The organism is Nocardioides sp. CCNWLW216 (assembly GCF_037120545.1).
In the GTDB taxonomy this organism is placed as follows: Bacteria; Actinomycetota; Actinomycetes; order Propionibacteriales; family Nocardioidaceae; genus Nocardioides; species Nocardioides lianchengensis.
Genome location: NZ_JBBBBJ010000015.1, coordinates 123338 through 137903, shown reverse-complemented (window position 1 = coordinate 137903; position 14566 = coordinate 123338). Strand labels below are relative to the sequence as shown.

Sequence of the window (14566 nt, the reverse complement as noted above, 5' to 3'; positions counted from 1 at the left end):
GGCCGGGGCCGCGGGCGCCACGTCGGCCGGCGCGGCCGGGGTCGGGGCGGCGGGCGCCGGAGCAGCGGGCGCCGCCGGCTGACCGCCGGACCCGGGCTGGGTGCCGGGGTCGACGATGGTCTCGACCTTCCAGTCGGCCCCGACGACGTCGATCGCCGCCTGGCGGAAGACCTCGTCGCAGCCGCCCTGGACGAACGAGTCGCGGGCGCCGGCGTTGGAGAAGCCGATGGTGACGACCTTGCCCTCGACCGCGACCACCTGGCAGTTCTGCGTGAGGATCATCCAGGCGACCCGCCGACGCAGCTTGGTGGCCTCGACGATGTCGGGCCACAGCCGGCGGACCTCGACCAGGGTCAGGCCACCGGCCGCCGGGGCCGAGACGGGCGCGGCCGGCACCGGAGCCGCGACCGGGGCGGGGGCCGCCACCGGCGCGGGCTCGGGCGCGGGCACGGGCACGGGCTCGGGCTGCCGCTCGGGCGCAGGCGGCGCGGCCGGCGCCGCGGGGGTGTCGACCGGACGGCGCGACTCGACCGGCGGGGTCGGCGGCGGGGCCGCCTCGGTGGCCCGGTCGGAGGCGACGCTGACGTCGGCCGGGCGGTCCTGGGCCGGCGGGGCGGGCGGGGCCGGGGCGGCGACCGCGGCCGACGGGACGCCGGTGATGGTGAGCCGCTTCTCGAGCCGGTCGACCCGGGCCATGACACCGGCGGTCGAGTGGTCGGCTCCGGGCAGCAGCACCCGGGCGCAGATCAGCTCCAGCAGCAGCCGGGGCGCGGTCGCGCCGCGCATCTCGGTCAGCCCGGTGGCCACCAGGTCGGCGGCGCGGCTGAGCTCGGCGGCGCCGAAGCGGGCCGCCTGGGCGACCAGCCGCTCCCCTTGGTCCTCCGAGACGTCGATCAGGCCGGAGGCCGTCGCCTCCGGGACGGCCGCGACGATCACCAGGTCGCGCAGCCGGCGCAGCAGGTCCTCGGTGAACCGGCGCGGGTCCTGGCCGGTCTCCACCACCTTGTCGACGACGCCGAAGACCGCACCGCCGTCGGCGGCGGCGAACGCGTCGACCACCTCGTCGAGCAGGGTGTCCGGCGTGTAGCCCAGCAGCCCGGTCGCCAGGTCGTGGGTGACCCCCTCGGGGCCGGCCCCGCCGAGCAGCTGGTCGAGCACCGACAGGGTGTCGCGCGCCGACCCGGCGCCCGCGCGGACCACCAGCGGCAGCGCGGCCGGCTCGATGGCGACCTGCTCCTTCTCGCAGAGCTCGGAGAGGTACGACGACAGCAGCCGCGGCGGGATCAGTCGGAACGGGTAGTGGTGGGTCCGCGACCGGATCGTCGGGAGCACCTTCTCCGGCTCGGTCGTGGCGAAGATGAACCGCAGGTGGGGCGGCGGCTCCTCGACCAGCTTCAGCAGGGCGTTGAAGCCCTGCGTGGTCACCATGTGGGCCTCGTCGATGATGTAGACCTTGTAGCGGCTGCGCACCGGCGAGAAGAACGCCTTCTCCCGCAGGTCGCGCGCGTCGTCGACGCCACCGTGGGAGGCGGCGTCGATCTCGATCACGTCGATCGAGCCCGGACCCCCGCGGGCCAGGTCGCGGCAGCTGTCGCACTCGCCGCACGGGTCGGCCACCGGCGCCTGCTCGCAGTTGAGCGCGCGGGCCAGGATCCGGGCGCTCGTCGTCTTGCCGCAGCCACGCGGGCCGGAGAACAGGTAGGCGTGGTTGACCCGGTTGTTGGCCAGCGCGGACCGCAGCGGCGCGGTCACGTGGTCCTGGCCGATGACCTCGGCGAACGTCTCCGGCCGGTAGCGGCGGTACAGCGCGAGGGGGGACTCCACGCCAGAACACTAACGACCGGGTCCGACAGTCGGTAGCGGGCGTCGTACGACGTGGGGCCCGTCGGCTCGCGAGAGCTGGACGGGGTCTCGATACGCGCGGGTGCCCTCACTCGCTGCGCTCGTGATGCCACCCTGCGCTACCCGACCTCCTGCCCTTCTCCACGCCCTCGCGGGCTCGGGCGTGGGGGCATGAAAAGGCCCCCCGCGCACCCGACAGAGCTCACTTACCCTTGCTGCCTTCCGGCCCTGGGGGAGTTGGGCGAGATGCCGCCACACGGGGGGTTGGCCCGAGTGTAGGTGAGTGATCCCGGAGCCACCAAAGCGAGGGGGCGAGGGGGATTTCACCCGCACCGAGGGCGACGGGTACGCTCCTCCGCGGAGGATTCGCCTAGTGGCCTATGGCGCTCGCTTGGAAAGCGGGTTGGGTGTGAAAGCCCTCAGGGGTTCGAATCCCCTATCCTCCGCCACCGGAACGGCGCCGTGCGACTTCGTACGGCGCCGTTCTGCTCAAGCGGCCCGCTGCCGCAGGCGGGGCAGCCAGGCCAGCGCGATCCCGGCGGCCAGCAGTTGGGTGACCAGGACGATCCCGACCAGCAGGGACAGATCGGCCCGGGCGAGGGCCGGGGTGACGACGGCGAACCCGGCGGCGAGGACCCGGGCGACGGCCATCGTGAGGCCCTGGACGGTCGCGCGCTGGAGGGTCGGGACCAGCTCCTGCGTCGCCACCTTGTAGAGCGACTCGCCGGCGAGGGTCGCGCCGAGCGCGGAGACGGCGACGAGGAGCACGAAGGTCGCGCGGCCGGGGACGACGAGCAGCAGCGCCCAGCCCGCCGCCACGGTCAGCGAGCCCACGGCGACCCACCGCGTACGACGCCCGGAGTCGGCCACCGCGGCGAACACGAGGGATCCGGTCAGCCCCAGCGGGAGGGCGAGCAGGAGCAGGGCGGAGGCGCCGCCCGCGCTCCCGCCCAGGACCTGGACCCAGAGGTACGGCTTGAACTGGCCGAGGGTGTTCGCTCCCAGCGTCCACAGCGTGTAGTAGAGGCCGGTCGCCAGGGCCGCGGTGGCCGCCGGACCGCGCAGGGGCCCGAGCCGGTCCCGGACCGGCACGACCGGCACGACGGGGCGGGCGGCGCGCGCCGCGGTCCACTCGACGGTCTCGCGGACCGAGAGGCGCAGGCCGAGCGTGACCAGCGCGACGAGGAGCAGGTGCAGGTAGAGCAGCCGGGCGGCGGCCTCGCCCCAGGGCGAGAGCAGCAGGGCGAGCAGTCCCGTCGCGCCGATGCCCACGCCCCAGAACACCTGGGTGAGGGCCACCTGCCGAGCCTTGCGCCCCGGGGGCGCGGACTCGCTGGCGAGGGCGAGGGACGACGGCAGGTCGGCCCCGATGCCGAGGCCGGAGAGCAGCAGCCCCACGGCCAGGGTCGCCGTCCCCTGGGCGCCCGCCAGCAGCGCGACGCCCAGGGCGTAGAGGACGAGCGAGACGAGGAGGACCCGGCGGCGGCCGATCCGGTCGGCGAGTCGACCGCCGACCACGGCACCGCCGGCGAAGGCCAGGGTCTGGGTCCCGAGCAGCGCACCGACCGCGCCGTCCCCGAGGGGCAGGGTGTCGGCGTAGATGCCGCCGACGGCCAGGCCCGAGGTGACCAGCGCCCCCGCATCGAGGTACGACGCCAGCCCGACCACCAGGCCGGTGCGCCCGGCTCCCCCCATCACTCCCCCCTCTGGCCCGCCTCGATGACTCCCCGCCGGACCGCCTCCACCACGGCCTGGACGTTGGTCCGGGCCCCGAGACGCGACCGCAAGGCTCTCACCTCCGCCCGGACGTGGGGGACCGGAATCCGGTCAGCGGCGGCGATGGTCGTGGGCGTGACGGGACCGGCCCTCAGCTGAGGACCACCAGCTCCTGGGTGGCCCGGGTCATCGCGACGTAGGTGTCGACCGCGCCGGAGACGCCGGTGCCGAACTCCGCCGGGCGCACCAGGACGACCAGGTCGAACTCCAGCCCCTTGGCCAGCTCGGGGGTCAGCGAGCGGACCCGGTCGGTCGGGCGGTACGACAGGGCGCCGATGACGCAGGCCGTGCCGTCGTCCGGGTGCGCGGCGAGCCAGTCGTCCAGCACGCGGGCGAGCTCCGCCGTACCGCCGTGACGGACGGGGACGCCGGTGCTGCGGACCGACGTCGGGACGTTGGCGTCCGGGACCGCCGCCCGTACGACGGGCGCGGCCTCGGCCATCACCTCTTCGGGCGTGCGGTAGTTGATGCTCAGCGACGCGACCTCGACCTGGTCCAGGCCCGCCCGCGCGAGCCGCTCCGGCCACGACCCCACGAACCCGTGCCGGGCCTGGGCCCGGTCGCCGACGACGGTCAGGCTGCGCGAGGGGCAGCGGCGCAGCAGCATCTGCCACTCCGCGTCGGTGAGCTCCTGGGCCTCGTCGACCACGACGTGCGCGAACGGGCCGGCCAGCAGGTCGGGGTCCGCGGCGGGCACCGCGTCCTGGTCGACCAGCTTGGCCTGCATGTCCTCCACGCGGAGCATCGACATCAGGTGCATCTCGGAGTCGTCGGTGGCGACCAGGTGCTCGACGACGCGGTCCATCTCCGCCCGCTCGGCGGCCCGGGCGGCCTCCGCGCGCCGCCGGCGCCGCGAGATCCCCGGGTCGCCGAGCCGCAGCCGGGCGGCGTCGAGCAGCGGCAGGTCGGCCACCGTCCAGGCGTGCGGGTCGCGGCGCTGCAGGGCCCGGACCTCCTCGGGCGCCAGCCAGGGCTCGCACCGGCGCAGGTACGCCGGCACCGTCCACAGGTCGCCGACCAGGTCGGTGGGCTCGATCATCGGCCAGGCCCGGCCGAACGCGTCGACCAGGTCGTCGTTGCGGCGCAGCGCCCGCCGCAGCTGGTCCTCCGGCACGTCCGCGTCCTCGCACGCGTCCACCAGGATCGTCACCAGCGCCTCCCAGACCTGCTCGCGCGCCTCGTGGTGCGGCGTGCCGGGATCCGGCGAGCCGAACGCCTCGGCCCAGTCCTCGGCGCTCAGCCACAGGTCGGCCCACGGCGTCTCGACCACGCACCCCTCGGTCGGCGGCTCCTCGTAGAGCGCCACCGCGGGCTCGATCGCCGCGACCATCGCCGCGCTCGCCTTCAGCCGGGCCACCTCCGGGTCCGTCTCCGGCACCGCGGTCGCGCCCTCGGGCACCAGGTCGCGCAGCGTGGCCGTCTGCACGCCCTCCTCGCCGAGGCTCGGCAGCACGTCCCCGACGTAGGTCAGGTACGGCGCCGACGGCCCGACGAAGAGCACCCCGCCGCGCCGGTGGCCGAGCCGCGGGTCGGCGTACAGGAGGTACGCCGTGCGGTGCAGCGCGACCACGGTCTTGCCGGTGCCCGGCCCGCCGTCGACGACCAGCGCGCCCAGGGAGCCGGCCCGGATGATCGCGTCCTGGTCGGCCTGGATGGTGCCGAGCACGTCCCGCATCCGGTCCGACCGGTCCGCGCCCAGGCTGGCGATGAACGCCGACTGGTCGTCGAGCGCGGCGGCGTGGCCGTTGTACCCGTCGGGGGTGAAGACCTCGTCCCAGTAGTCGCTGATCCGCCCGAGCGTCCAGCGGTAGCGGCGCCGGCTGGCCAGGCCCATCGGGTCGGCGTGGGTGGCGCCGAAGAACGGCTCGGCCGCGGGCGAGCGCCAGTCCAGGAGCAGCCGCTCCCCCGCGGCACCGGTCAGGCCGAGGCGGCCGACGTACACGGGGGCGCCGCCGTCGGCGGGGACCAGGTGCCCCAGGCAGAGGTCCAGCCCGAAGCGGCGCAGGGTCCGCAGCCGGGCGGTCAGCCGGTGCACCTCCTGATCGCGCTCCAGGGCCGCGGTGCCGTGCCCGGCGGGGGCGCGGCGGGCCTCGTCCAGCCGCGCGGTCAGGTCGGCGACCGACCGCTCGAGGCTGGTCGCGAGGGCGGCGAAGTACTGCTCGTCAGCGCCGACGAGACGGGGGTCGGCCTTGACGGAGAGGTGGTCGGGAAGGGCGAAGACGGTCGTCACGGCGGGAGATTCTGGGTCCGCCCAGGGGTCTTGCCGCAAGCCCCCTGCTGCGCTATACGTTGAGAGTGGAGGGGCTCACCGCTCCGACACGGTGAACCGCAGCGACGTGACCGGGTTGTCGAACTCGGTGGTCCGCAGCGACACCTGCAGGTCCCACCGGCCGGCCGCGGGGACCACCACCTCGGCGGAGTAGGTGCCGATCCCGACCTTCTCCAGCGCCAGCGCGCCGAGGTCGACGTCGTCGGTCGAGAGCCGGGCCCGGGGTGCCTCGAGCGCGTCGATCGGCGCCCCGCCGTCGCGGACCTGGACCGTGACGGTGTTGGGGCCGACGGTGTGCGGCGAGATGGCCGCGACGATCTCGTACGGACCGAGCTGGCCCTCGTGCGGACCGGTGTCGGCCGCCTCGACCGCCGCCCGCCCGGTCTCGGGGCTGGTGTCGACGAGGACCCCGGTGACCAGCAGCAGCGCCACCAGTACGCCGGCCTCGGCGAAGGTCGTGCGGACGACCAGCTCGGCACCTGAGCGGCGGTCGCGACGGCGCTCGGCCCGGCGGAAGCGCGGGACCAGCGCGAACCGGTTCCACGCGGCCAGGGCGGCGACCACGGCCGCGGCCCCGATCTTGACCAGCAGCAGCCGGCCGTAGCCGGTGTCGACCAGGCCGCCCCACGACCCGAGGATCCGCCAGGCCAGCACCGAGCCGGTGACGACCAGGACCCCGAGGACCACCGCCCCGACCCCGGAGAAGCGGGCCAGCACCTCGGCCCCCAGCTCGCCCCGCCCGGCCAGGTCGGGCAGCACCAGCACCAGCGCCACCAGCCCGCCGAGCCAGACGCTGCCGGCCACCAGGTGGACCACGTCGGCGCCGATCGCCAGTAGCTCCGGCGGGGCCGCGCGGGTGTGGCCGGTCAGGGCCGGGGCCGCGACCGCGACGGCGGCCGCGGCGAGGGCCATTCGGGTGCGGGCCCGACCGGGGCGGCCGTCGCCGAGCAGCAGCACGGCGAGCGCGGTGCCGAGCACGACCGCCGCGACGACGCCGTACTCCGTGGGGGTGAGGAGGGCCCAGGCGTCCCCGCTGGTCCAGGAGCCCTGGCCCCCGAGCTGGTACGTCGCGGTCAGCGGCAGGGTGACGAGCCACGCCAGGGCGGTCACCGCGGTCGCGCCCCGGGTGGCGACCACCAGCCGCCGCCGGGCCCTGTCCGCCGTGCGGTCGCCCGGCAGGAGCAGCAGGGCGAAGCCGACCAGGCCGACTGCGAGGAGCAGCCCGACGTACCCGACGCCGCGGGCGGCGCTCAGCTCCGGCGGTACGTCGGAGGTGGACGTGTCCACGTCCGGCGGCGGCACCACCGTGGGGCTCGGCGCACCGACGGAGAAGGTGAGCGAGCCGCTGACCGGGTGACCGTCGTCGGAGAGGACCCGCCACACGACGACCACGGTCCCCTCGGCGACCTCCTCGTCGAGGACGACGCCGACCTCCTCGCCGCTCACCTCGACCGCGGATCCGAGCGGCTCGCCGGCGGCGTCGTACGCGTGGACCCCGTCGGGGACCGAGGTCACCGCCTCGCTGAACGTGAGGGTGATCCGCTCGGGCGACTCGGGCAGCACCGAGCCCTCGACCGGGTCGGTGCTGACCAGCAGGGCATGGGCGCTCGCGGGCGCGGCTGTGCCGAGCACCAGGGCGGCGACCAGGGCCACCAGGGCGAGGAGCACGCCGCTCCGCCGCACCTGCGGGAGGGGTCGGGTCATGGGCGCCGGCGCCGCCGGGCCAGCACGCCGCCGACGACGGCGGTGCCGAGGACACCGGCGCCGAGGACACCGACCGCCAGGGAGGTGGTGCTGCGGCCGTCGGCGTCGGCCTCGGTCACGACGACCGTGGGCGCCGGCAGCTCGAGGCGCTCCGGGTCGGTCCCGTCCGGGGCCGTCTCCAGCCAGGCCAGCTCGCCGCTCTCGCAGGTCTGCACGGTGGGGAAGACGAGCGTGCCGCCGGTCTCGGGCAGCCGTACCTCCAGCTCCAGCTCGATGGCCTGCCCGTCCGGGACCGGCCGGTCGGCGCGGAAGACCACCGAGGTCGACCCCTCCGGCGCCGGGACGGTCTCGGCCTCCCAGAGCGGGTGCGGGGCGGGAGCCGCCTCGCTGATCCCTGAGGGGAGCCGGATCGCCACCTCGGTGGTGGCCGAGTCCTCGCAGCCGTGCTCGACGGCGACCCGGAGCACGGCGACCTCGCCGGCCGCGGTCGTGGAGGGAGAGATGGTGACGTGGGCGGCGGCCGGGGCGGCGAAGCCCACGGAGAGCCCCACGGACAGGACCGCGCCCGGCGCGACGACGAGCGCCGCCCGGCGCGCGCGGGTGGAGAGGTGCCGCCGGTCCACGTTCACGTCCTGTCCTGATCGATGTGACCCAGCGCACTGAACCAGCCCACTGAACTCTTGTCAAGAATGTGAATCGTCTCTAGGGTTCAGGATGACGAACCTAGGTCGCTCATGTGGATTGACTCCCGGACGCGGCCACCAACGAAGGGACCCCTCTCCATGCCCAACATCACCGTCGAGCTGCTGGCCGGCCGCACCCTCGAGCAGCGCCGCGCCTTCGCCCGGGCCGTGGCCGACGACGCGGTCGAGATCCTCGGCGCCCGCCGCCAGGACGTCCGCATGGTCTTCAGCGAGATCACTCCCGACATCGTCGCCAACGGCGGCGTGCTGGCCAGCGAGGACGACAGCCGCGCCGGTGTGGTCGCCGCGCTCGCCGACGGGTCCTGACCCCGCCTGCTCCTCCACGAGACCGGCCGGCGATCCCACGGGGATCGCCGGCCGGTCTGTTTGTGTCCGGAGGGCCGCCCGCGTGCCCCCGGGCCCGACCACCCACCACCAGCGCAACGGCGCCGGTGGGGAGGGCGACCTGTTGACGGACGAACGCAGCGGGCCCGGAGGACGTCGTCCTCCGGGCCCGCTCGTTCGATCAGGTCGTGATCAGCGCTTGACCTTGATCTTGACGGTCTTCACCGCCTTGTTCGCCAGGCTGCTGCCCGCGTAGGTCACCGTGACCTTCAGCGTGCCCGCCTTGGTGGCCTTGGCCAGCCGCAGCGTGACCTTGCCGCCCCGGACGGTGCCCTTGACGGTCTTGCCGCCCACCTTCGCGGTCACCGTGCCGCTCAGGGGTACGCCGCCCGTCGCCGAGAGCGTGACCTTGACCGTTGGCCGGGCCCCGCGCTTGACCGACTTCGGCGCCGTCACCTTCAGCGTGGGCGTCGCCTTCGCGACCCGCACCTGGACCGCCCCGGTCGAGGCCCGGTGCCCCGCGTCGCCGACGTAGCGGACGCTCAGGCGGTACGACCCCGGCACCAGCGACTTCGCCGGCAGCGCGATCGTGGCCCGGCCCGAGGCGAGGGTGCCCGCCCCGAGGACCTTCGAGCCGTGGACCAGCTCGACCCGACCACCGGCGGTGGCCGGCGCGACCCGGACCTGCACGCTGCCCGCCCGGCCGTAGACGACCGAGGCGGTGGTGCCCGAGACCGTGGTGGCCTCCGGGCCCTTCTCCACCGTGATCGTCACGGTCGCCGGCTCGGAGTCGTCCTCACCGTCGTGCGCCGTGTAGGTGAACGCGTCGGTCCCGAAGAACGTGGCGTCCGGCGTGTAGGTGAAGGACCCGTTCGCCGCGAGCTCCACCGTGCCGTGGTCCGGCTGGGTGAGGTTCGTGGCGGTCAGCTCGTCGTCGTCGGCGTCGCTGTCGTTGGCGAGTACGCCGGGTGCCGCGACCGTGAGGGGATCGCCCTGGTCGGTCGTGTACGCGTCGTCGCTCGCCTCGGGGGCGGTGTTGGGCGCCTTCGTCACCGTGAGGGTGACGGTCGTGACCGCCGAGGCGGTCGTCCCGTCGTACGCGGTGTAGGTGAAGGTGTCCGTGCCGTGGAACCCGAGGTCCGGCGTGTAGGTGAACGACCCGTTCGCCGCGAGCGTCACCGAGCCGTGGGCGGGCTGGGTGGCGTTCGTCGCCGTGAGGGTGTTGCCCTCGTCGTCGGTGTCGTTGCCGAGCACGCCCGGCGCCGGGACGGTGAGCGGGGTGTCCTCACCGGTGGTGAAGGTGTCCGCGACCCCGGTCGGAGCCGTGTTCACCGGACCGTTGCCGATCGTCGCGATCTGCTCGGGGGTGAGCTCGTAGTCGTACATCTGGAACTCGTCGACCACCCCGTTCCAGCGCGGGTCGGGCCAGCTGGTGCCACCGATCCAGTTCGCCGTCGTGGTGCCGTTGACCCCCACGTCGCTCATGTCGAACGTGAAGTTGTTCCGCGTGGCCTTCAGCTCACCGTTGAAGTAGATCTTCCCGGTGGTGCCGCTGTGCGTGTAGACCACGTGCGTCCACTGGTTCAGCGGTACGTCGTTGCCCGCCCCCAGGGTCAGCCGCTCCTGGTTGCCGTTGCCCGCCTTCTTGAAGGTGGCGGCGAACCCGGAGCCCGAGCCGTTCGGACCGGCCTGGGTGCTCGACTGCAGCAGGAAGAACGTGTCCGTGCTGCTGCCGATCTGGACGAGCGGGACCCAGTTGGGCAGGGCCCGCGGGTTCGTCCAGATCGAGATGCTGAACTCCTCGTCCATGCCCTCCTGGATGTTGTCGGGCAGTCGGATGTGGCTGTTCGTCGTCGACGCACCGCCGGGCAGGTTCACCCCGCGGCCGAACTTGCCCTGCGTGGTCCAGGCCGAGGAGCCCTGGAGCTGGGCGGCACCGACCGTGGTGCTGGTGCCGACGTTCGCGGTCGTCGTCCCGGTGCCCTCGTTGAGCGGGTACCGGATCGGGACGCCCGAGCCCGGCGGCGGGCGCAGCACCTCGTGGGTGAGCGTCCCCGTCGAGGCGCGGTAGCCGGTGTCCGGCAGGTACCGGACCTCGACCTGGTGGTTGCCGCGGCCCATGACGTGGCCCGGGAACGTGGCGACGCCCTGCGCGAGCGGGACGCCGGCGCCGACCTGCGCACCGTCGACCCAGAGCTCGGCCGAGCCGACGGCCGGCTGGCTGTTCTCACCCTGCACCGTGCCGGTGAAGACCACCGGCTCGTTGGCCGGCGACGGCGAGGCCGGGGAAGCCGTGACCGTCGTCGTGGTGCGCAGGGCCGCACCGTCCTCGTAGAGGGCGGCGATGTCGGACGCGGCGAGCGCGGACCGGTAGAGCCGGACCTCGTCCATCGCGCCGTTGTATGCCGGGTCCGGGTAGCCGTTGCGACCCAGCCAGTTGTTCGCCGTGGCACCGATGTCGGCCATGGTGAGCGTCAGGTTGGTGCGCTGCGCGACCTGGACGCCGTCCAGGTAGAGGGTGCCGGTGGTGCCGGTCCGGGTGAAGGCGACGTGGTTCCACCGGTTGGCGACGACGTCCTTGGTCGGGGTCGCGTAGACCCGCTCCTGCAGGGTCGAGCCCTTCTTCTTGAACGTCGCCGCGAGTCCGGTGTTGCCGGCCGCCTGCGTCTGCATCTGGATCTGGAAGAAGCTCCCGTTGTCGCCGAGGTCGTCGCCGATGTGGAACATCCCGATCCAGTTCTGCTTGGCCGACGGACGCACCCAGAACGAGGTGGTGAAGTCGGTCTCGTTGCGCAGCAGGTTGTCCGGCAGGTCGACCGCGTTGACGTTGCTGCCACCGGTCATCGACAGGGCCTTGCCGAACACGCCGTCGTTCGCGTAGCCGGCGGTGCCGGTCAGCACGGCCGGGCCCACCCCGGAGTCGGTGCCGGTGTTGGCCACCGTCTGCCCGGTGCCCTCCTCGAACTGGTAGCGGATCGGCACGTCGGCGGTGCCCGGGTCCTGGCTGATCACGACGAGGTCGTCGATCATCATCGCCGCGCCCGAGCCCGGCGCCTTCAGGGTGAGGACCTCCGAGCGCTTCGTCGCCGTGAAGGTGCCGACGTACGTCGCGAACGTGCCCGCCTTGCCCTGCGACGGGTTGGCCGTGGTGGCCGTCAGCGTCGCGTCTAGCCCGGCGACCGCCAGCTGGGCCGTGGCCGACCCGGTGCCGGCGACCCGGCTGTCCCGGGCGTACCGCAGCGAGACGCGGTACTCACGACCGACGTCGAGGCCGGTGAGCCGGCGCTCGAGGTGACCCGACTGACCGAGACCCAGGTGGTAGCCCTGGGCACCGAGACCGCCCTGGCTGGCCGCGATGCCGCGGACCAGCTGGACGTCGCTCTTGACGCTCCACGGGTTCATCCGGGGCGCGCCCGCCGCCACGTCGACGACCTGGGCGGGGTTGCCGCCACGCCAGTCGGCGGGGAGCCGCGGGTACTCGAACTGGTCGACGACCTGCGGGGTGCGCTGGTCCTGCTTCACCGCGGGGTCGATGTCCAGGATCTTCGCGACCGACGGGGTGCCCGCGGCGTTGAAGACGAACAGCATGTAGGCGCCCGGAGGGGCGTAGGTGCCGTCCTGCGGGGCGGTGATGGTCAGCGCGCCGCCGTTCTGCGTGAACTGCAGGTCCTGGAAGTTCTGGTCGTTGTTGAAGCCGTGCGTCACCGAGCCGTTGCGGACCAGGGTCACCCGCGAGACGGTGCCGGTGGCCTGGGCCTGGAAGGTGCCGCCGTACCCGACCTTGTCGGGGACCGAGGACAGCGTCGGCCGCGCGGCCGGGCTGTCACCGTCGAAGAGGTACGACGGGGAGTAGTACTCGACGTCGGTGTAGTTGCGCGGCCCGGGGGCCCCGCCGCCGCCGACCATGACCCGACCGTCGGGCAGCAGCAGCGCCGACGAGTGGTAGAGGCGGGCCCGCTCGGCCGGCACCTCGATCGTGGTCCAGTCGCCCGTCTCGGGGTCCCAGATCTCGGGGTTGGTGACGTAGCCGCCGTCGCCGTTGTTGTCGCGGCTGCCGCCCGTGACCAGGACGTCACCGTCGGGCAGCACCGTCGAGGTGGCCCAGTGGCGCTGGTACTGCATCGGGTCGGTGGCCTGGACGACCGGGTTGGCCGTGCCGCCGGTGATGTCGACGGTGAACGCACCGCGCGCACCGGCGCCGCCGCCACCGTTGGACCAGGCGCCGCCGCCGACCTGGAGGATCTTGCCGGGGCGGTACATGGTGGCCGTGGACGTCGCGCCCACGGGCCGGCCGAGGGTGCCGCCCTGGTTGGCCGCGGCCGTCGGCAGGGTGCCCCGCAGGGTCAGCGTGCCGTTGCCGCTCGGGTCCAGCTCGAACATCTGGGTGCCGCTGATGTTGAACAGCTTGCCGCTGCCGGGGGCGACGAAGGCCCGCGGGTACCACCAGCGGTTCTCGTCGTCACCGGCGTGGTCGGCGCCGCCGTCGCCGTACGCCGCACCGCTGGTCGCGCCGGTGAGGGCCTTCCAGCCGTTGCCCGAGTCGGGCGTGTAGATCTCCGGGGTCAGCACGCCGGGGCCGCCGGGGCCGCCGCGCGAGCTGCCGCCCTGCACGACGATGGAGCCGTCGGGCATGGTGGTGCCGGTCGGGTACCACCGCGGGTAGTTCATCGGAGCCTCGTTGCGCAGCCCCTGGTTGGTCGTGTAGCTCGTGACGCCGATCGCGGCGTCGTTCGGGTCGTTGCCGCCCAGGCCGTCGTCACCGCCCACGGTCATCGTGGCGCCGGTGTGCGGGTTCTGGACCTGCATCGAGCAGAAGAGGTCGGTGTACGTCGCGTTCTGGACGATGCCGGTGCGCAGGTTCTCGACCGTGCGCGCGGGTCCGTTCGGGTCCCAGACGTCGATCTCGGTCTGGCCGCCCTGGACCACGCAGCTGTTGCCCGTGAAGTCGTAGAGGGCGTTGTCGTTGCAGGTCGCGGTCCCGACGCTGCCGAAGGACTGGACCTTGCCGTCGGAGGTGAGGGCCATGTTGATCGGCATCAGCGGCCACGGCTTCACGCCGCTCCAGGCGCCGGCGACGTCCTTCTTCGGGGGCGAGCAGTCGGCGGCGAGCAGGCCGGTGGCGTAGGCGATGCCGTGCCGGATCTGCTGGCGCATGACCGGCTCGCTGTACGCCGTGCCCTCGTGACCCATGCCGGTGTACCAGGACCGACCGCTGTCGATCGTCTGGCACCAGGTGATCGGGTGCTTGGTGCCCTGGCGGCCGAGGCTGCCGTAGGACATCTCGTCGGCCTCGAGCAGCGTCTTGACGTTGGGCGCCGGGTTGAGGGTCCAGTCGTACCACTCGTCGCTGCGGCTGAAGCTGGCGTCGATGCCGGCGGTCAGCGGGTGGCCGGTCGCGGAGACCTTGACCGTGCCGGGGCGCACACCGGGGTTCTCCGGGTGACCCTCCGACATCGCGCCGACGAGGCGCAGGTAGAAGGGGTTCTCGTCGTGCTCGCTGGTGCCCACCGACCAGCCGGTGTAGTGGATGCCGGCGAAGCCGCCGCCGCCGCGGATGTAGTTCTCCAGGGCCGTGCGCTGGGCGCCGTTGAAGAGCACCCCGCCGGTCTGGACGAAGACCATGCCGTCGGTGGTGGCGAGGTTCTCCGGGGTGAACACGACCGGGTTGTCGGTCTCCTGGATCTCCAGCGTCTGGCCGTACTCGCTCGCGATGCTCGCGGCGAGCTCCTTCACGGCGACGCGGGCCTGGGCCTGCGAGGCGTGGAAGTTCTCTTTGTAGAACAGAAGGATCCTGAGCTTGCCGTCGTCGGCCGCGGCCGTGGCGGGCGAGGCACTCACGGCGGCGAGCACCGGAAGGGCGACGACCAGGCCGACGGCGAGGACGAGGAGGCGTGTGGCGGAGCGGCTTAGCCGCCTTGCAGCACGTCTGCGGACAGACCTGCGAAGC

At 73.8% G+C, this 14566-nt stretch carries 7 protein-coding genes, 1 tRNA gene and 1 other RNA gene; 2 read left to right on the top strand and 7 right to left on the bottom strand.

The window, feature by feature from the left end; genetic code table 11:
- Together V7S47_RS24640 and ffs are read right to left on the bottom strand one after the other, a co-directional pair.
- Positions 1-1824 (bottom strand): DNA polymerase III subunit gamma and tau (locus V7S47_RS24640; protein ID WP_336564075.1); only part of this gene is annotated, 1824 nt, incomplete at its 3' end.
- A gap of 193 nt (positions 1825-2017) precedes the next feature.
- An RNA gene (ffs, locus tag V7S47_RS24635) (signal recognition particle sRNA small type) lies at positions 2018-2108 on the bottom strand.
- Between the two features lie 93 nt (positions 2109-2201).
- Here ffs and V7S47_RS24630 point away from each other — a divergent pair.
- Positions 2202-2291, top strand: a tRNA-Ser gene (locus V7S47_RS24630).
- Between the two features lie 40 nt (positions 2292-2331).
- Here the strand turns inward: V7S47_RS24630 and V7S47_RS24625 are convergent.
- The 4 genes from V7S47_RS24625 to V7S47_RS24610 form a co-directional block, all read right to left on the bottom strand.
- Positions 2332-3537, bottom strand: a complete 1206-nt coding sequence (locus V7S47_RS24625) for an MFS transporter (protein ID WP_336564074.1) — start codon at positions 3535-3537, stop codon at positions 2332-2334.
- A 172-nt stretch (positions 3538-3709) separates the two neighbouring features.
- Entirely contained in the window at positions 3710-5848 is a 2139-nt protein-coding gene (gene helR / locus V7S47_RS24620; RefSeq protein ID WP_336564073.1) for an RNA polymerase recycling motor ATPase HelR, read from the bottom strand.
- 75 nt (positions 5849-5923) lie between these two features.
- Complete coding sequence (locus tag V7S47_RS24615) at positions 5924-7591, bottom strand: copper resistance CopC/CopD family protein (protein WP_336564072.1); 1668 nt, start codon at positions 7589-7591, stop codon at positions 5924-5926.
- Entirely contained in the window at positions 7588-8214 is a 627-nt protein-coding gene (locus V7S47_RS24610; protein WP_336564071.1) for a YcnI family copper-binding membrane protein, read from the bottom strand. The genes V7S47_RS24615 and V7S47_RS24610 overlap by 4 nt, the downstream gene beginning before the upstream one ends.
- A gap of 159 nt (positions 8215-8373) precedes the next feature.
- On the opposite strand from V7S47_RS24610, the gene V7S47_RS24605 reads away from it, so the two are divergent.
- Complete coding sequence (locus V7S47_RS24605; RefSeq protein ID WP_336564070.1) at positions 8374-8601, top strand: tautomerase family protein; 228 nt, start codon at positions 8374-8376, stop codon at positions 8599-8601.
- A 210-nt stretch (positions 8602-8811) separates the two neighbouring features.
- On the opposite strand, the gene V7S47_RS24600 is transcribed toward V7S47_RS24605, so the two are convergent.
- Positions 8812-14457: a LamG-like jellyroll fold domain-containing protein gene (locus tag V7S47_RS24600; protein ID WP_336564069.1), complete on the bottom strand. Its 5646-nt coding sequence runs from the start codon at positions 14455-14457 to the stop codon at positions 8812-8814.
- Positions 14458-14566: the final 109 nt, after the last annotated feature.

What these genes read in the sequence shown, in the direction of transcription:
- V7S47_RS24625 (WP_336564074.1), bottom strand. Translation starts at nt 3,537, where the DNA reads ATGGGGGGAGCCGGGCGCACCGGCCTGGTGGTCGGGCTGGCGTCGTAC.
- V7S47_RS24615 (WP_336564072.1), bottom strand. Translation starts at nt 7,591, where the DNA reads ATGACCCGACCCCTCCCGCAGGTGCGGCGGAGCGGCGTGCTCCTCGCC.
- V7S47_RS24605 (WP_336564070.1), top strand. Translation starts at nt 8,374, where the DNA reads ATGCCCAACATCACCGTCGAGCTGCTGGCCGGCCGCACCCTCGAGCAG.